Below are 16,286 nucleotides of genomic sequence, written 5' to 3' on the forward strand. Positions count from 1 at the left end.
CAGCGCCTGCCCCGGCGGGCGAGAAGCGCCCGCCATGGGCGGGGCGGGCGCTGGCCGGGGGCTTCGGGCCCCCGGCCAGGGCAACTCCACCTGCATCGCTGTGGCGAAGGCACGCGCCTTCGCCAGACAGAGCGATGTGGGCAGAATACCGACCCGGCCTAATGCCCCAGAAACGCCTGCGCCACCACCGGGTCGTCGCGCAATGCGTCCGCCGTGCCCTGCCCGACGATCCGCCCCGCCTCCAGCACATAGCCGCGCGCGGCCAGCGCGAGGCTCGCGCCCACGTTCTGTTCCACCAGCAGGATCGACACGCCCGTATCGCGCACGCGGCGCAGGGTCTGGAACATCTCCTCCACCACGATGGGCGCAAGGCCGAGGCTGGGTTCGTCCAGCAACAGAAGGTCCGGGCAGGACATCAGCGCGCGGGCGATCGCCACCATCTGCTGTTCGCCCCCCGACATGGTGCCCACCGTCTGCGCCAGCCGCTGGCCGAGCTTGGGAAACATCTCCAGCACCTCGGCCCGCCGCGTGGCCGTGGTGGCGCGCGCGCGTTGGGGGTAGGACCCGAGCGACAGGTTGTCGGCCACCGTCAGTTCGGTGAAATTGCCGCGCCCCTCTGGCACCAGCGCGATGCCGGTTTCCACCACCTCGTGGTCCGGCAGGGCGGTGATGTCGCGGCCCATGAAGCGCACCTTGCCCCCCGGCGCCCGCAGCCGCGCCCGCGTCAGCCCGCGCAGCAGCGAGGATTTCCCCGCCCCGTTCGCGCCGAGGATGACCACGCATTCCCCCGGCGCCACGCCGACGGAAACGGAATCGAGCGCCAGATGCTTGCCGTAGCGGACGGAAATGCCGGTCGCCTCAAACATGGGCTGCACCCCCCAGATAGGCGTCGATCACCTGCGGGTCGGCCAGCACCTCGGCCGTCGGGCCGTCGGCGATGCGCACCCCCGCCTGCATGACGATGCAGCGCGGGCAAAGGGCGCGCACCGCCTCCATGATATGTTCGACCAGCAGGATCGTCGTGCCGCCGTCGCGGACCGATGCGATCAGGTCGATGGCGGTTTTCAGTTCGGTCGGGTTCAGCCCCGCCATCCATTCGTCCAGCAGCAGAAGCCGCGGGCGGGTGGCGATGGCGCGGGCAAGCTCCAGCCGTTTCTGGTCGATGTAGTTCAGATCCGGCACCCGCCGGTCGCCCATGCCGCCAAGGCCCACCCGGTCCAGCGCGGCATCGGCGCGGCGCACGGCATCGGCCCCCCACAGGGGCTCGGGGCCGAAGGCGACCGACAGCAGCACGTTTTCCCGCAGGCTCAGCGAGGGCGCCAGCCGCACCAGCTGAAACGTGCGCGCCACGCCGCGCCGCGCGATGCGGTGCGCGGGCTCGCCGTCGATCCGCTGGCCGTCCACCCGCACCTCGCCCGCGCTGCGCATCAGCGCGCCCGAGATCAGGTTCATCACCGTGCTCTTGCCCGATCCGTTGGGGCCCAGAAGCCCCACCACCTCGCCCGTCTTCAGATGGAAGCTGACGTTGTTCACCGCCAGCAGGCCGCCGAAGCGTTTCGTCAGGTTCCTGACCTCAAGCATGGGGGGCCTCCTTTCCGCGCGCGGGCAGGCCGAGCCGCCGCAGCGCGGATTGCGCCAGATCCAGCACGCCATTGGGCACCAGAAACACGATCAGGATGAAGGCGAGGCCGAGGATGACGGAAAACTGGTCCGGCACCTTCACCGACAGCCATTCGAAGAAGAAGAACAACGGCACCGCCCCGAACACCGGCCCCCAGAGCCGCGTCGCCCCGCCAAGCAGCGCCATGATCAGCGTGATGAAGGAAATCGTCGGGTTGAAGACGATCGAGGGTTCCACATAGGTCCAGCGCGGGGCCTGTATCGCGCCGGCCAGCGTGATGATGACGGCCGAGATCGCGAACAGCGCCAGCTTGACCGCCGTCACGTTGATCCCGGCATGGCGGGCGACGGTTTCGTCGTCGCCGATGGCATGCACGGCCAGGCCGAGCCGGCTGCGTTCTATCCACCAGCGCAGGGCCAGCGTCGCCACCGCCAGCGCCAGCAGCAGCCAGTAGATGCCCCGCGCGTCGATGTCGATGAAGATATAGCGGCCGAGGGTCTTGTTCAGCGTGGTTTCGGCCCAGGTGATCAGCTGCCGGACAAGCTCTGCCAGCCCGAAGGAAAAGATCACGAAATAGACCCCGGCCAGCCGCAGCGTCGCCAGCCCCACGACCAGCGCCACCGCCAGCCCCACCGCGCCCGCGACGATCAGGATCAGGCCGAAGGGCACATGATCGGCCAGCACCGCGACCGTATAGGCGCCAAGGCCGAAGAAGGCGACCGTGGCCAGCGAGATGTACTTGGTCGGCCCCGAGAACAGCGCCCAGGCAGAGGCGAGCACCACGGCGCTCATCACCCCGACCAGCACGCCCTGCAGATAGGCCCCCGCCACCAGCGGCAGCGCCGCCAGCGCCAGCAGCAGAAGGCAAAGGCCGACAGGGATCAGCGCGTTTTTCATCACATGCTCCTCAGGCGAAAAGCCCCTTGGGTCGCCACAGAAGAACGGCGAGGAAGATCGCATAGGTGGCGGCAAGGGTCAGGCCCGGGTCCACGGCATAGGACACCAGCGCCTCGACCAGCCCGATGATCAGACCGGCGGCCAGCGCGCCGCCCATGTTGCCGACGCCGCCCATGATGACGATGACCAGCGCCTTCATGGTCAGGAAGCCGCCGTCCACGGGCGTTACCGGCTGATACATCGACAGGATCGCCCCGCCCGCGCCCGCAATCGCCCCGCCAAGGGCGAAAGCCTGCCGCGCGGTGCGGTTTTCGTCGACCCCGACGAGGGCGGCGAATTCGGGCCGCGTGGCGACGGCGCGCATCGCCAGCCCCCAACGGCTGTGGCGCATGGCGAACCACAGCCCGCCGCCGATCAGCACCGCCAGCACCAGCCCCAGGACGCGCCCGCCCGCGATGCTGGCGCCAAGCACATTGACCGGCGTCTGCAACCACGAATAGCCCGAATAGCCCGACCCGAAAACCTGCGTGAACACGCCCTGCGCCAGGAACATCAGCCCGAAGGTGACGAGGATGGAATCGACCTCGACCTTGGCCGGGTGATGCGCCCGCCGGACCAGCGGACGCATCAGGACCGTGTAGATCAGCCAGGAAACCGCAAAGGCCAGCGGCACCACCACCGCCATGCCCACCAGCGGCGACAGGCTGAACGCGGTCACGAATAGGAAGGTCATGAACGCGCCGAACATGACCGTCTCGCCGAAGCCCAGGTTCATGATCCGGGCCACCCCGTACTGGATGGTCATGCCCAAGGCCACGAGGGCATAGGTGCCGCCAAGCACCAGCCCGACGACCAGAGTGGAAAGCAGCATGGCGGCGCGCCCCGTTCTTGCGTTATTTCCAGGCCGGTTTCGGCACGACGGCCGCGGCGGCACCGGGCTTGTCCACCGGCGCGACGGCGACGAACTGGTCGCCCTGCCACTGGCCGATGTACCACATGTCATGCAGCTGGTTGTCGGTCAGCGTGATGGTGCCGAGGATCGTCTCGAACGTGCCGTTCGACAGTTCCGCCGTCACCGCCTCGCGGTCCAGCCCCTTGCGTTCTATCGCCTGCGCCAGCATTTCCAGCGAGGCATAGATGACCGGGCTGGCCCAGGCGTCGGGCGACTTGTCCAGCACCGCCTTGTGGCGGGCGATGTAATCCTGGATCGCCGGGCTTTGCGCGTTGATCCCGCCGAGGCTGATCACGCCCTCGATATTGCCGTCGTTGATCTGCGGATAGGCGGGGAAGTTGGTGCCGACCCCGGTATGGAACACCGGCGGGTTGTAGGACGAAAGCTGCGCCTGCTTGGTGATGGCGAAAGTATCGCCCGGATAGCTGTAGGCGACGAAGATGTCGGCGCCGGATGCCTGCGCCTCGGCCAGCAGCGTGCTGAAATCCTGCGTGCCGAGCGGATAGGTCTTGTCCATCACCAGATCGAACCCGGTGTCCTTGAAGGCATGGCGCGCGGCCTCGGACAGTTCGATCCCGAACCCGTCGGCGATCGAGATCATCGCGACCTTGCCGTTGAGCGCGCCCGCCTCGACCTGCGGTTTCAGCACCCCGGCGAGCGAATCGCCGTAGCCGTCCGCGGTGCCCAGCATCCAGAAGGCGGTGGGCCAGCGTTTGTAGATGTCGGGGATCGGCGGCACGACAGAGGTGGCGGCAAGCTGCGGATAGCCGAACCGCGCCATCAGCGGCGCCACCGCCAGGTTGAAGCCCGTACCCCAGGGGGCGAGGATGAAATCCACCTTGTCCTGGTTCGCCAGCCGCTCGATCCCGCGGACGACCTCTTCGGTCTGGGACCGGTCGTCGTAGGTGGTGACTTCGATGGGCAACCGGCTGCCATCGGGCAGTTTCAGCCCCCCGGCGGCGTTCACGTCATGCACCCAGAGTTCATAGTTGGGGATCGTGGTGGTGCCCGCGCCCGCGGCGTTCACGCCGGTCTGCGACACGACATAGCCGATGCGCACCGCGCTGCGGTCCTGCGCCAGGGCGGCGGGGACGGCCCCCGACAGGGCAATGACCGCGGCGGCGGCCGTGCCCAGAAGCATGCGACGATTCACTCTCATCTCTCTCTTCCTCTCCCTTCAGGGCAAAAGGCCCTCGTGCCGTCCCCGGGTACGGGGCGGCCTGTGGTGTGATCCGGGGTTCCGCTGCGGCCCCGGGCGGGGCCGAAGGCTCAGCGCGGATGCGCGCCGAGCATGACGAAGGACACGGTGGCCGGTTCGGTGCCCGGGTTGCGCCAGGCGTGGCGCGCGCCGTGCTGCACCACGGTGTCGCCCGCGCGCAGCGTGGTGGTCGCGCCGTCATCCAGTTCCAGCACGATCTCGCCCTTGATCACGGTGACGCAATCCAGCGTGGGCGTGGTGTGCATGCCGGGGTTGTCCATCTCGAACGTCTCGGCGATGCCGGGGGCGGCGGCGGCATGTTCCGGCCCGGCCAGCGCGGGGTTGAATTCCGGCGACATCATCACCGAATCCGGCGGGAAGGTGACGACCAGGAAACAGGCCCCGCCCGGCCCGGCCAGCAGGGGCCCGTTCTGCGCCATCGTGTCGGCATGGCCCTGCCGCAGGTCCGGCGGCCCCGGCACCAGCCAGAGGGGCGAGCTGACGAAGCCCGGCGTGTGTTGCAACACCATCTCGCGCGGGGAATGCCCGTCGCTGACGAAGACCGACTTGCCCGAGGCATCCTTGCCGGTGACGACGCGTCTGATTTTCATGCTTTCTCCCTCCCCAGAAAAGCGCCGCCCCGGGGGGCGGCGCCGGATGCGTCACGGATGGATGACGAAATTGGAAAAGCCGCCATGCCGCACGGCGATGCCCGAAATCGCCTCGTTCACCTGCGCCAGCGGCGATCCTTGCGTTTCCAGCAGCCCGAAGCTGACGACGCCGCTGCCCACCATGTCGGCCATTTCCTGACCTTCGGCGGTGGTGAACCAGGCCGATCCGATCAGGCGCTGGTTGTTGTCCATCATGTAGTGGACGTCGATGGGGATCTCGCCCGCCACCGCGCCGATGTCGACCGCGACGCCGCCCCGGCGCAGCGACCGCAGCCCTTGCAGGAAGGATTCGTGCGCCGCGCCGGGCCCGTTGCAGTCGATGAAGGCATCCACGCCCTCGCCGTTGACTGTATGGCTGCGCGCCCAGGATTCTATGGGACCGTCGTTGATCGAATGCACCTCGATCCGGTCCGGGGCCAGCGCCTTGATTTCCGCCAGCAGCGCGGCATCGCGCCCGGTGCCGAGGATCTTTTTCGCCCCCCGCGCCAGCCCGAACACCGCGCAACTAATGCCGAGCGTGCCCGAAATGCCGTTGACCAACACGATGTCTGTCGGGCCGACATTGGCCTTTTTCAACGCCGAATAGCCGGTGCCCATGTAGCCGAGCCGCGCGGCCTCGTCGAAGCTCATGTCGTCGGGCAGGGCGACGATGGCAGAGGCCGGGGCGGTCATATATTCGCCGAGCCCGCCGGTGTGGTAGTCGCCGAAGGTCTGCATCGCATGCTGGCTGAAACCGAAATACCCCTGAAAGGCATAGTGCTGGCACGACAGCCCGTCGCCGCGGCGGCAGTGGCGGCAGCTGCCGCAGGACCGGCCGGGGTTCACATAGACCCGGTCGCCCGGCTTGATGTTGTGCACCTGCGACCCGACTGCCGCGACCTCGCCCGCCGGGTCCAGCCCGAAGATCGCCGGCAGCGGCGGCTGCGGCATATGCGGGAACCATGTCGGCCAGTTGGCAAGGATGTTGCCGAGGTTCGGCACGATGCCGCAGGACCGCACGCGCACCAGAACGTCCATGGATCCGGGCTGCGGCACCGGCAGGTCCTCGACGATCAGGGGGCCGGCGATCTTGTGCATCCGCGCCGCCTTCATGGTTTTCGGAATGGCCGGGGTGGCCGTGGAAACTGCCGCGTTCATCGCGCTCCTCCCTTGATGTTCCCCGCGGGGCGATCCGCCGGACCGGCCCCGCGCCTTCGATCCGAAGGTTTACCGAAGAATTTCGAAAACACAATATTTTTTCGTAATAGAGATTTCCGGGGCTGGCCGGAAGGCAGGGCGTGCCGGCGGTGCGGGTGTCGCGTCCAGCCCCCGCCCCTGATGCTACCCCTTTCTTTATTTTCGCAAAAGTATATTTATTTCGTAACTCATGAGCAGCTTCGGGACAGGAGAGGGCGATGCGGCTGGTATGTATCCGCGCCGAAGGGCGGGCGCGCCATGCGGTGGAACGGGCCGATGGCCTGCATGAAATCGCGGCGGACCCGGGGGATCCGCAGGCCGTGGCCGCGCTGTTGCAAGACCCCGCCGCGGCCCTGCCCACCGGCCGGGTGTTCGATCCGGCGCGGGTGGATTTCCTGCCGCCGGTGCTGTCGCCCGGCAAGATCTTCTGCGTTGCCACGAATTTCCGCGAACCCACGCTGCCGGACCGGCCGGCGCCGGAATATCCGTTGCTGTTCACCCGATTCGCGGACACGCTGGTCGGCCACGGCCAGCCCCTGCGCAAGCCGGACGAAAGCGACCGGCATGATTTCGAGGGCGAACTGGCCGTGGTCATCGGCAAGCCCGGCTTCCGCATCGCCCGGGAATCGGCGCTGGCGCATGTCGCGGGCTACAGCTGCTTCAACGACGGCAGCATCCGCGACTGGCAGAAACATTCGACCCAGTTCACGCCGGGCAAGAACTTCTTCGCCTCGGGCAGTTTCGGCCCCGCGCTGGTGACGGCGGACGGGATCGACCCCGCCGCGCTGCGCCTGACCACGCGGGTGAACGGCGTGGTGATGCAGCAGATCGGGATGGACCGGATGATTTTCGGCATCGACTGGCTGATCGCCTATGTCTCTGCCTTTGCGCCGCTGGCGCCGGGCGACGTGATCGTGACCGGCACGCCCACGGGCTTCGGGTCGTCGCGCACGCCGCCGCGGTTTCTGACGCCAGGCGATGTGGTGGAGGTCGAGATCACCGGCATCGGTACGCTGCGCAACGCGGTGGCCGCCGCCAATGTTTTCGTAATGTAAAACTATTTTCGAAAATATTTGCCTTACGCCGCCCGACCCTGTATCAGTCGGCCAAGGGAACGGAACCGGAGGGGCCCATCATGTCGCCAGTCGTCTTTGCGATCGGTCACATCAAACTCAACACCACCTGCATCGACGACATGCTGCGCGATGCGACCGACATCCTGGGCCTGCGCGTCAGCGGCGAATCGGATGGCGCGGTCTGGCTGTCGGCGAACGGCCGTGCGGCGGAACTCGTGCTGGTCGAGGCGGCGGAAAACAGCACCAACACCATCGGGCTCGAGGCGCTGACGGCCGAGGCGGTGGCGCAGGCGGCCGCAAGGGTCGAAGCCGCCGGCTGCCGCATCTTCACCGACAGGCCGAGCCTGTCCTGCATGGACGCGGGCGTCACCTTCGACACGCCCGAGGGGCTGCGGTTCGAAATCCACACCCCCACCCGCGACGACATGTACCGCCCGCGCCATGACACCAAGGGCGTCGGCCCGCGGCGGCTGGACCACGCCAACCTGCTGACCCCCGACCCGGCGGCGACGCTGGCGCAACTGGCAGCCATCGGCGGCATGAAGATGTCGGAAAAGCTGGTGAACGATTCGCTCACCTGGCTCTATGGCGGCAACCGGCAGCACCATATCCTCGGGCTGGTGAAGGCGCGGGCGGCGGGGCTGCACCACTATTCCTTCGAATTCCCCGAATTCAACATGTACTGCCGCCTTGGCGACATCCTCGACCGGCACGACCGGCAGTTGCTGTGGGGCCCGGGGCGGCACCGGCCGGGCGACAACACCTATGCCTATTACATCGACAGCGCGGGCTGCATCTGCGAATGCTCGGGCCCGATGGCGCTGGTGGCCGACGACGCGAATTTTGCGCCGCGGATCATCACCAACCTCGCCCGCCCCGGAAACGTGCGCGAAATGAACGTCTGGGGCACGCCCGCGCCGGTGGAATGGCGCGAACACGTCTTCCCGTTCCAGAAGCTGGGCTGAGCCCGCCCCCGCATGCCTGCGCGGCCCCGTGCCCGCGCGGCCTGACCAGAAGGATATTCCCATGCAGGAAAGAGTGACGTTCGAATCCGACGGGCTGGTGCTGTCGGGGATGCTGCATGTCCCCGACGGCTACCGGGGCGAACCGCTGCCCGCCTTCATCGTCTGCCACGGGTTCGTCGGGTCCAAGGACGAAAGCCACGCCCAGATCCAGGCCGAGATGATGGAGCATTTCGGCTATGTCGCCCTGCGCTTCGATTTCCGCTGCTGCGGCGAAAGCGAGGGCGAGCGCGCGCAGGTGCGCTGCATGGATCAGGTGGCTGATGCCAGGAACGCGCTGAGCTGGCTGGCGAAACGGCCCGAGGTCGACGCGAAGCGCATCGGCATCACCGGCCACAGCTTCGGCGCCGCGGTGTCGGTCTATACCGCCGGGGTGGACGAACGGGTGGCCTGCTGCGTTTCGTCCTGCGGGTGGGGGGATGGCGAACGCAAGTTCCGCGGCCAGCACCCCACGCCCGAGGCATGGGCGAAATTCACCGGCCTGCTGGATCAGGGTCGCAGGCACAAACGCGAAACCGGCGAGAGCATGTGGATTTCCCGCTTCGACGCCGTGCCGATCCCCGAGGCGCTGCGCAAGAACCTGTCGCCCAAGGCGATCATGGAAATCCCGGTTGAAACCGCGTGGTCGATGATGAACTTCCGCGCCGACGATGTGGTGGCGAACATCGCGCCGCGGCCCCTGCTGCTGTTCCACACCGCGAACGACATCATCACCCCCACGATCGAATCCGTGCGGATGTTCGAAAAGGCCGGCCAGCCGACCGAACTGATGCTGATCGACACCACCGCCCATTTCCCGCTGGCCCCTTCGGATGCGCCGCGCACCAAGGCGCTGATGAAGGGATGGCTGGACAAGTTCTTCCCCTCGCCCCTCGGCGTCTGACCGGAACGGAGCAGATGATGGCACGGATTCCTGCGCCCGAGCTTCGGCGGTTCACCGAGGCGCTGCTGACCGCGGGCGGCTTCACCCCCGCCGACGCCGCGCAGATGGCGGACCTGCTGGTCTGGGCCAACCTGCGCGGGGTGGAAAGCCACGGGGTGCTGCGGGTGCCGCGCTATGTCGAGATGCTGGAACAGGGCATCGTGCGCACCGGCGCGCCGGTGGCCATGGCGCATCGTTTCGGCGCGGTGACGGTGCTGGACGGCGGCGATTGCCCCGGCGCGGTGGGCATGAACGCGGCGGTGGACCGGGCGGTGGCGGCGGCGCGCGATCATGGCGTGGGCGTCTGCGCGGCGCGCGCCATCTCGCATGCCGGGGCGGTGGGGTATTTCGCATCCGCCGTGGCGCGGGCGGGGATGGTGGGCATCGTCACTACCGCCTCCAAACCGCTGATGAGCTATCACGGCGCGCGGGGCGAGGCGCTGTCGACCAACCCGCTGGCCATCGCCGTGCCCATGCCGGGGGGCGAACCGGTGGTGCTCGACATGTCCACCGCCGCGGTGGCATTGGGCAAGATCATGGCGGCCAAGGATGCGGGCCGGACGATCCCCGAGGGCTGGGCCGTCGACGCGGCGGGCCGCCCGACGACCGACCCGGGGGCGGTGGCGGCGCTGCTGCCGATGGCGGGGGCCAAGGGGTCGGGCCTGTCGCTGATGATCGAGATCCTGACATCGGTCCTGCCGGGCAATCCGGTGATCGCGCCGGCGCTGGCGGGGCAGGCGGGGGGCGGGTTCAACGGCCTCGTCATCGCGCTGGCGCCCGGGGCGTTCGGCGATGCCGCGGCCTTTGCCGCCGCGGTGGCGGATCTGGCCGGGGCGATCCACGCCCTGCCGCCGGCCGAAGGCACCGATGCCGTCCTGCTGCCCGGCGAACGGGGCGCGCAGGCGGCCGCCGCACGGGCGGCGGGCGGCATCCCGCTGGCCGCGGGCACGGTGGCGCGGCTGGCGGAACTGGCGGGCAGGCTGTCGGTGCCGCTGCCGCAGGCGCTGGCATGACCCTGCCCCCCGGCCCGTCCCCCGGCCCCTGCGCGACAGCGCCGGGCTGGACGGGGGGGCCGGGGTTCATCCTGTTCGTCGCCGCGCTGATGGCGGTGCTGTCGCTGTCGCTCGACATCCTGCTGCCCGCCTTTCCGGCGATGGCGGCAAGCTATGGCCTTGCCGACGCGGGGGAAAGCCGCCTGACCCTGACGGTTTTCGTGCTGGCCTTCGGGCTGGGCCACCTGCTGCACGGCGCTTTGGCCGACAGGTTCGGGCGGCGGCCGGTCCTGAGTTGGGCGCTGGTGGTGTTCGCGGCCTGCGGGGTCTGGGCCGCGCTGGCGCCGGGGTTCGACCAGCATCTGGCCGCGCGGTTCGTGCAGGGCCTTGCCGCCGCCGGGCCGCGGGTGGTGGCGGTGGCGCTGCTGCGCGACACGCGCGAAGGGCCGGGGCTGGCGCGCGACATGTCGCGGGTGATGATGATCTTCATGCTGGCGCCGATCCTCGGGCCGGTTCTGGGGCAGGGGATCATGGCGGCCGCGGGCTGGCGCGCGATCCCGCTGGTGCTGGCGCTGGCGGCGCTGGTGCCGCTGGCGATCACCTGGCTAGTGTTGCCCGAAACCCTGCCGCCGGGCGCGCGCCGGGCGCTGGACCCGGCCAGCTACGGACGCACGCTGACGGGGTTGTTGCGGACGCGCGTGACGGTTGGCAACACGCTGGCGGCCGGAATGGCCTATGGGCTGATGTTCGGCTTCATCGGCATTTCGCCCGCGCTCTACCAGACGCGGTTCGGGGTGGGCGAGGGCTTTGCGGCGCTGTTTTCCACCGTCGGTCTGGGGATCGCGGCGGGGTCGTGGCTGAATGCGCGCATCGTCACCCGGGCCGGCCCCGCCCCGGTGCTGCGCCGCGCCGCCCGGGGGCTGGTGGTCTGCGGGGCGGCGCTGGCGGGCTTCGGGCTGGCGCCGCCGCCATTGGTGCTGTTTCAGGCGGTGCTGGTGGCGGCGATGGTCTGCATGGGCTTTGCCTTCGCCAATTGCAGCGCGCTGGCCATCGCGCCGCACCGGCATGTCGCCGGGCAGGCGGCGGCGCTGACCGGGGCGATGACGATCAGCCTCAGCGCGGTGGTGGCAGAGGCGCTTGGGCGGGCCTATGCGGTGTCCTTCACGCTGTTCGGGGCCGGGTGGCTGGCCGGGGCGGTGGCGGTGCTGGCGCTGGTCGCCGCCGCCAACCCGCAGCCTGCGGGACCCGGGGGCCGGGGGTAGGGCGGGCGGCTTCGGCCTACAGCATGCGGATCACATCCTTGTCGATGGCCAGCATGTAGCCCCGCCGCGCCACCGTCTTGACCAGCAGCTCGCTGACCAGTTGGTTGCCGAGCGCGTCGCGCAGCCGCTTGATCCGCGTCGCCCCCGCGGCCTCGTCGCAATCGGCGGCGCTGCGGCCGGAAATCATCGCCTCGATCTCTGCCCCGGTCAGCACCTCGTCATCCATCCGCGCCTCTGCCAGCACCGCCAGCGTCTCGATCGCGGCGGGCGTCAGCGCGAATTCCATGTTGTTGAGGCAGACGGTGCGTTCCTCGCGGCTGATCAGCAGCGAGGACACCTGGATCCCCGCCTGCCGCAATTCCGTGATGCGGCGGTTGAGCGCGAGGATCGTCACCAGAAACACCAGCGCCGCCAGCAACAGCGCGGTGGAAAACACCAGCAGCACGAAGATCACCATGCGATAGCTGACCAGCACCTCGGCAAAGCTGGTGCCGGACTGGGCCAGGATCTCCAGCAGGCGGATGTCGCTGCCCCCGGTGATGCCGTCGTTTTCCACGAAGATCCGCTCGACCCGCGCGTTGAAGGCATTGGCGTCGGGCAGATTGAGGAACAGGAACACCGCCGCCGCCAGCAGGATCACCAGCACCGCCGCCAGCCCGACCCCGACGGTGCGGTTGCCGCGCAGGGCGTCAGTAACGAAGGAAATAGGGGCCCGCACTGGCTTTCCTCTGGTTGAGGCCCTCGGGGCCGAAGACGGACATGACGTTCAGCAGCACCCAGCCATCCGCCCGGATGCGCGCGGCGATCACCGGCGCCGCGGCGGCGGGATCGCAGGCCGCGGCGGGCAGTTCGATCACGCCATAGTGCAGCCGCAGCGGGCCGTCGCGCTTGGCCTTGTAATCGGCATAGCAGGCGGCCTGCGCGGGCGCGGCGGCGGGCAGGGCGGCCAGCAGGGCCGACAGCAGGGCGGCAAGGAAACGGTGGCGCATGGCATCCTCCGAAGGCATGGCCGCAGGATGGGGGGAAGGCGGCGGATATTCAATGACACAAGGGGCGGCGGGGCGATGTTATCGGATAACCGCGCGCCGATATTGCCTTTCCGCCGCCGGCGGGCCGAGCCTTGGCCATCCCGTCGCGGGCCGCACCCGCCGCCCGGACGCCAGAGAAGGAGAGGCCCCATGCCGCACCGCCCCGCATCCCCCTCGCCCGCCCGCCGCGCGCTCGGCCTTGCCGCCGCGCTGGCGGTGGCGTTGGCGGGGTTCACCGCCGCCGCCACCCCGGCCCGCGCCGATGCAAAGGACGTCGCCAAGGTCGTCGTCGGGCTCGGCGCGCTCTACATGATCGGCAGGGCGCTGGACAACGGCCACCGCCGCGACCACCGTCCGCCGCCGGTCTACCAGCCCCGCCCGCAGCCCTACCCGCCCCACTACCGCCCGCCGGTGGTGGAACCGCGCCCGCCCGTCCACCACCGGGGCCCGTCGCTGCCCGGGCAATGCGAGATCCGCGTGGGCGGCGGCCATCCCGTCTATTACAACGCGCATTGCCTGAACCAGCGCGGCTACGACCGCCGCGACCTGCCGCAGAACTGCCTGCGCACGCTGCGCCTGCGCGATGGCGACCGGCTGGTCTACGACGGCAGCTGCGTCGCGAACGCGGGCGGCTATCGCCGCCACCGCTAGCACATACCGGCCGGGGGGACGAGCAGCCCCCGGACCGCCGGCCGCCGGCTGCCCCGTGCAGGCCGGCGGCCTTGGCGTTGTGAGGGGGGAATGCCGGGGCGGGCCCCCGGCCTGCGGACGCCGCCCCCTTGCCCGGCGTTTGGCCCGGGGGAAAGTGCGGGAGCCTCCGGCGGGGATATTTAAGTCCAGCCTGAAGATCGGCGCGTGCCCTTCTTCACTTTCTGTCCATAAATATCCCACGGGGGTGCGGGGGTGTGAAACCCCCGCCGCTGTGTCCTCCACCCGGCCAACGGCGGGAAGAAAGGCTTTGCACCCTTGGGCCAGACCTCGCCCCGGCATTGCATGCGGCGGCGGCTTGGGGTTGATGGGGGCATGACCCGGCTGCACCCCGACGCCAGTTTCGAAACCGCCGCCCGCGCCCGCGGCGCCCTGCGCATCGCGGGGGTGGACGAGGTGGGCCGCGGCCCGCTGGCCGGGCCCGTCACCGCCGCCGCCGTGGTGCTGGATTTCACCTGCCTGCCCGCGGGGCTGGCGGATTCCAAGGCGCTTACCCCCGCCGCCCGGGCCCGCATCGCCGCCGAACTGGCGGGTTGCGCCGAGGTTTCCGTCGCCCATGCGACAGTCGAGGAAATCGACGCGCTCAACATCCTTCAGGCCACCTACCTCGCCATGCGCCGCGCCGTCGCCGGCCTGCGCGCGCCGCCCGACCATCTGCTGATCGACGGCAACCGCATCCCCCCCGGCCTGCCCTGCCCGGCAGAGGCCGTGGTCAAGGGCGATGCGCGGGTGCTGTCGATCGCCGCGGCCTCGATCGCGGCCAAGGTGGCGCGGGATGCGGTGATGGTGGATTTGGCGCAACACCACCCCGGCTACGGCTGGGACCGCAACGCCGGTTATCCGACGCGCGACCATCTGGCGGCGCTTCTAGGGCTTGGTGTCACCCCACACCATAGGCGAAGCTTCCGCCCCGTGCACAACATCTTGTATCAAGAAAAATCAATAACCCCTTGATTCAATAAAGAATTTGACGGCGAATCAGCGATGACTCACACTCTGTCCGTCACAACAGCGCAAAAGCGCGGGCAGAGCAGGTAAGACATGGCGACGAAGACGGCAAAGCCGGAGGCGGTTTCGCTTCCGCTGAACGAAATCCTTGCGGGGGACTGCATCGAGGTCATGCGGGGGTTGCCCGCTGGCTCGGTCGATCTGATCTTTGCCGATCCGCCCTACAACCTGCAACTGCGGGGCGAATTGCACCGGCCCGACAATTCGCGCGTCGATGCGGTGGACGACCACTGGGACCAGTTCGCGTCTTTCGCCGCCTACGACCGCTTCACCCGCGACTGGCTGGCAGAGGCGCAGCGGATCCTGAAGCCCAACGGGGCGATCTGGGTCATCGGCAGCTATCACAACATCTTCCGCGTCGGTGCGGCCTTGCAGGACCAGGGGTTCTGGATCCTCAACGATGTCGTCTGGCGCAAGGCCAACCCGATGCCGAACTTCCGCGGCAAGCGGCTGACCAACGCGCACGAGACGCTGATCTGGGCCAGCCGGTCCGAGGGCGCGAAATACACCTTCAACTACGAGGCGCTGAAGGCGCTGAACGAGGGTGTGCAGATGCGGTCGGACTGGGTGTTGCCGATCTGCACGGGGTCCGAACGGCTCAAGGATGCGGCGGGCGACAAGGCGCATCCGACGCAAAAGCCGGAATCGCTGTTGCACCGTGTGCTGGTGGCGACGACGAACCCGGGCGACGTGGTGCTGGACCCGTTCTTCGGCACCGGCACCACCGGCGCGGTGGCTAGGATGCTGGGGCGCAGTTTCATCGGGATCGAGCGGGAAGAGGGGTATCGCAGGATCGCCGCCGAACGCATCGCCCGCGTGCGGCCCTATGACCGCAGCGCGCTGGAAATCACCACCTCGAAACGCGCCGAACCCCGCGTGCCCTTCGGCACGCTGGTGGAACGCGGCATGCTGCGCCCGGGCGAGGTGCTGGTGTCGCCGCGCGGGCAGACCGCCAAGGTGCGCGCCGACGGCACGCTGGCGGCGGACCGGATGACGGGATCCATCCATCAGGTGGGCGCGCATTACGAGGGTGCGCCGTCCTGCAACGGCTGGACCTACTGGCACTTCAAGCGCGAGGGCAAGATGGTGCCCATCGACCTGCTGCGCCAGCAGATCCGGGCAGAGATGGACCGCCCGCAGGCGCACTGACGCCCCCCTATACCCACGAATTACCGCCGGTGCCCGGGCATCTGCCCGGCACGACTGCCCCGCCTCATGGCGGGGCCTTTTTGGTTGGGGGAGGGGTCAGTCGGGCAGGCTGCTCATCCGCATCAGCCCCTCGGCCAGCCGCCCGGCGGCGCGGGCGTCCAGCGGGCGGTCGTTCGCCGTCACCTCGACCACCGGGCCCGTCCGGCCCTGCCAGTGCAGCCGGCCCGACAGCATCTGCGCGTCGTCGCGCAGCATCTCGAACCGGATGGTCAGCGCCGCGCCCTGCCGCACGGCGCCATAGCGCGCGGCCAGTTGCCGTTCCAGCGCGGCGCAGACCGGCCCCACGCCGACATGTCCGCCCCCGGCCCCGCCGCAGGCCAGCGCCACGGCATCGGTCTGTGCGGCGGCGGCCCCGGGCAGCAGGGCGCAGAGGGTGGCGAGGGCAAGGCGAAGGCGCATCGGCGGGTCCGGTCTCGGGCGGGTGGCTGCATCGACCCTACCACCCGCGCGCCCCGCGTGCAGCCCCCCATCCCGGGGGGGCATCCCGGGGGGCCATCCCGGGGGGTAGACAGCGCGCCGCGCCCCCGCTACCCCGGAGGTTGCA

Annotated in this window: 18 protein-coding genes; 8 read left to right on the forward strand and 10 right to left on the reverse strand. The window is 69.4% G+C overall.

Going from position 1 to position 16,286, the window contains the following annotated elements; all coding sequences use genetic code 11:
* Positions 1-158: 158 nt before the first annotated feature.
* From RGD00_RS07090 to RGD00_RS07120, 7 genes are all read right to left on the reverse strand, one after another.
* Complete coding sequence (locus RGD00_RS07090; RefSeq protein WP_310456611.1) at positions 159-866, reverse strand: ABC transporter ATP-binding protein; 708 nt, start codon at positions 864-866, stop codon at positions 159-161.
* The gene (locus RGD00_RS07095) at positions 859-1,581 is read right to left on the reverse strand and encodes an ABC transporter ATP-binding protein (RefSeq protein WP_310456612.1); all 723 of its coding nucleotides are present in this window, start codon (positions 1,579-1,581) and stop codon (positions 859-861) included. Before RGD00_RS07095 ends, RGD00_RS07090 begins: the two co-directional genes overlap by 8 nt.
* Positions 1,574-2,518, reverse strand: a complete 945-nt coding sequence (locus tag RGD00_RS07100) for a branched-chain amino acid ABC transporter permease (RefSeq protein ID WP_310456613.1) — start codon at positions 2,516-2,518, stop codon at positions 1,574-1,576. Before RGD00_RS07100 ends, RGD00_RS07095 begins: the two co-directional genes overlap by 8 nt.
* Before the next feature lie 10 nt (positions 2,519-2,528).
* Positions 2,529-3,389, reverse strand: a complete 861-nt coding sequence (locus RGD00_RS07105; protein WP_310456614.1) for a branched-chain amino acid ABC transporter permease — start codon at positions 3,387-3,389, stop codon at positions 2,529-2,531.
* A gap of 22 nt (positions 3,390-3,411) precedes the next feature.
* A complete protein-coding gene (locus RGD00_RS07110) occupies positions 3,412-4,629 on the reverse strand; it encodes an amino acid ABC transporter substrate-binding protein (RefSeq protein ID WP_310456615.1) in 1,218 nt (405 codons plus the stop codon).
* 110 nt (positions 4,630-4,739) lie between these two features.
* A complete protein-coding gene (locus RGD00_RS07115; protein ID WP_310456616.1) occupies positions 4,740-5,279 on the reverse strand; it encodes a cupin domain-containing protein in 540 nt (179 codons plus the stop codon).
* Between the two features lie 51 nt (positions 5,280-5,330).
* On the reverse strand, positions 5,331-6,476 hold the full coding sequence (locus RGD00_RS07120) for an alcohol dehydrogenase catalytic domain-containing protein (RefSeq protein WP_310456617.1): 1,146 nt from the start codon (positions 6,474-6,476) through the stop codon (positions 5,331-5,333).
* A 257-nt stretch (positions 6,477-6,733) separates the two neighbouring features.
* Here RGD00_RS07120 and RGD00_RS07125 point away from each other — a divergent pair, with 257 nt between their 5' ends.
* The 5 genes from RGD00_RS07125 to RGD00_RS07145 all read left to right on the forward strand — a co-directional run bounded on the left by RGD00_RS07125 (position 6,734) and on the right by RGD00_RS07145 (position 11,789).
* The gene (locus RGD00_RS07125) at positions 6,734-7,570 is read left to right on the forward strand and encodes a fumarylacetoacetate hydrolase family protein (RefSeq protein WP_310456618.1); all 837 of its coding nucleotides are present in this window, start codon (positions 6,734-6,736) and stop codon (positions 7,568-7,570) included.
* A gap of 80 nt (positions 7,571-7,650) precedes the next feature.
* Complete coding sequence (locus RGD00_RS07130) at positions 7,651-8,556, forward strand: VOC family protein (protein WP_310456619.1); 906 nt, start codon at positions 7,651-7,653, stop codon at positions 8,554-8,556.
* Between the two features lie 61 nt (positions 8,557-8,617).
* A complete protein-coding gene (locus RGD00_RS07135) occupies positions 8,618-9,496 on the forward strand; it encodes an alpha/beta hydrolase (RefSeq protein WP_310456620.1) in 879 nt (292 codons plus the stop codon).
* A gap of 17 nt (positions 9,497-9,513) precedes the next feature.
* Positions 9,514-10,548: an Ldh family oxidoreductase gene (locus RGD00_RS07140; protein ID WP_310456621.1), complete on the forward strand. Its 1,035-nt coding sequence runs from the start codon at positions 9,514-9,516 to the stop codon at positions 10,546-10,548.
* Positions 10,545-11,789 (forward strand): multidrug effflux MFS transporter, encoded by a 1,245-nt coding sequence (locus tag RGD00_RS07145; protein ID WP_310456622.1) that lies wholly within the window; start codon positions 10,545-10,547, stop codon positions 11,787-11,789. Before RGD00_RS07140 ends, RGD00_RS07145 begins: the two co-directional genes overlap by 4 nt.
* A gap of 16 nt (positions 11,790-11,805) precedes the next feature.
* Here the strand turns inward: RGD00_RS07145 and RGD00_RS07150 are convergent, their stop codons facing one another.
* The gene (locus tag RGD00_RS07150; RefSeq protein WP_310456623.1) at positions 11,806-12,507 is read right to left on the reverse strand and encodes a winged helix-turn-helix domain-containing protein; all 702 of its coding nucleotides are present in this window, start codon (positions 12,505-12,507) and stop codon (positions 11,806-11,808) included.
* Positions 12,479-12,778 (reverse strand): hypothetical protein, encoded by a 300-nt coding sequence (locus RGD00_RS07155; RefSeq protein WP_310456624.1) that lies wholly within the window; start codon positions 12,776-12,778, stop codon positions 12,479-12,481. The genes RGD00_RS07150 and RGD00_RS07155 overlap by 29 nt, the downstream gene beginning before the upstream one ends.
* A 189-nt stretch (positions 12,779-12,967) precedes the next feature.
* Here RGD00_RS07155 and RGD00_RS07160 point away from each other — a divergent pair, with 189 nt between their 5' ends.
* The 3 genes from RGD00_RS07160 to RGD00_RS07170 all read left to right on the forward strand — a co-directional run bounded on the left by RGD00_RS07160 (position 12,968) and on the right by RGD00_RS07170 (position 15,682).
* On the forward strand, positions 12,968-13,468 hold the full coding sequence (locus RGD00_RS07160) for a hypothetical protein (protein ID WP_310456625.1): 501 nt from the start codon (positions 12,968-12,970) through the stop codon (positions 13,466-13,468).
* A 372-nt stretch (positions 13,469-13,840) separates the two neighbouring features.
* Complete coding sequence (locus tag RGD00_RS07165; RefSeq protein WP_310456626.1) at positions 13,841-14,479, forward strand: ribonuclease HII; 639 nt, start codon at positions 13,841-13,843, stop codon at positions 14,477-14,479.
* Positions 14,480-14,566: 87 nt separating this feature from the next.
* Positions 14,567-15,682 (forward strand): site-specific DNA-methyltransferase, encoded by a 1,116-nt coding sequence (locus RGD00_RS07170; protein ID WP_310456627.1) that lies wholly within the window; start codon positions 14,567-14,569, stop codon positions 15,680-15,682.
* 96 nt (positions 15,683-15,778) lie between these two features.
* On the opposite strand, the gene RGD00_RS07175 is transcribed toward RGD00_RS07170, so the two are convergent.
* Positions 15,779-16,141, reverse strand: a complete 363-nt coding sequence (locus RGD00_RS07175) for a hypothetical protein (protein WP_310456628.1) — start codon at positions 16,139-16,141, stop codon at positions 15,779-15,781.
* Positions 16,142-16,286 lie beyond the last annotated feature (145 nt).

This window comes from Ruixingdingia sedimenti, from assembly GCF_031432425.1.
In the GTDB taxonomy this organism is placed as follows: domain Bacteria; phylum Pseudomonadota; class Alphaproteobacteria; order Rhodobacterales; family Rhodobacteraceae; genus Ruixingdingia; species Ruixingdingia sedimenti.

Coding starts and splice junctions, on each gene's coding strand:
- RGD00_RS07160 (WP_310456625.1), top strand. CDS start 12,968: ATGCCGCACCGCCCCGCATCCCCCTCGCCCGCCCGCCGCGCGCTCGGC.
- RGD00_RS07140 (WP_310456621.1), top strand. CDS start 9,514: ATGGCACGGATTCCTGCGCCCGAGCTTCGGCGGTTCACCGAGGCGCTG.
- RGD00_RS07145 (WP_310456622.1), top strand. CDS start 10,545: ATGACCCTGCCCCCCGGCCCGTCCCCCGGCCCCTGCGCGACAGCGCCG.
- RGD00_RS07120 (WP_310456617.1), bottom strand. CDS start 6,476: ATGAACGCGGCAGTTTCCACGGCCACCCCGGCCATTCCGAAAACCATG.
- RGD00_RS07135 (WP_310456620.1), top strand. CDS start 8,618: ATGCAGGAAAGAGTGACGTTCGAATCCGACGGGCTGGTGCTGTCGGGG.
- RGD00_RS07095 (WP_310456612.1), bottom strand. CDS start 1,581: ATGCTTGAGGTCAGGAACCTGACGAAACGCTTCGGCGGCCTGCTGGCG.
- RGD00_RS07175 (WP_310456628.1), bottom strand. CDS start 16,141: ATGCGCCTTCGCCTTGCCCTCGCCACCCTCTGCGCCCTGCTGCCCGGG.
- RGD00_RS07130 (WP_310456619.1), top strand. CDS start 7,651: ATGTCGCCAGTCGTCTTTGCGATCGGTCACATCAAACTCAACACCACC.
- RGD00_RS07090 (WP_310456611.1), bottom strand. CDS start 866: ATGTTTGAGGCGACCGGCATTTCCGTCCGCTACGGCAAGCATCTGGCG.
- RGD00_RS07125 (WP_310456618.1), top strand. CDS start 6,734: ATGCGGCTGGTATGTATCCGCGCCGAAGGGCGGGCGCGCCATGCGGTG.
- RGD00_RS07105 (WP_310456614.1), bottom strand. CDS start 3,389: ATGCTGCTTTCCACTCTGGTCGTCGGGCTGGTGCTTGGCGGCACCTAT.
- RGD00_RS07165 (WP_310456626.1), top strand. CDS start 13,841: ATGACCCGGCTGCACCCCGACGCCAGTTTCGAAACCGCCGCCCGCGCC.
- RGD00_RS07170 (WP_310456627.1), top strand. CDS start 14,567: ATGGCGACGAAGACGGCAAAGCCGGAGGCGGTTTCGCTTCCGCTGAAC.
- RGD00_RS07100 (WP_310456613.1), bottom strand. CDS start 2,518: ATGAAAAACGCGCTGATCCCTGTCGGCCTTTGCCTTCTGCTGCTGGCG.
- RGD00_RS07110 (WP_310456615.1), bottom strand. CDS start 4,629: ATGAGAGTGAATCGTCGCATGCTTCTGGGCACGGCCGCCGCCGCGGTC.
- RGD00_RS07155 (WP_310456624.1), bottom strand. CDS start 12,778: ATGCGCCACCGTTTCCTTGCCGCCCTGCTGTCGGCCCTGCTGGCCGCC.
- RGD00_RS07115 (WP_310456616.1), bottom strand. CDS start 5,279: ATGAAAATCAGACGCGTCGTCACCGGCAAGGATGCCTCGGGCAAGTCG.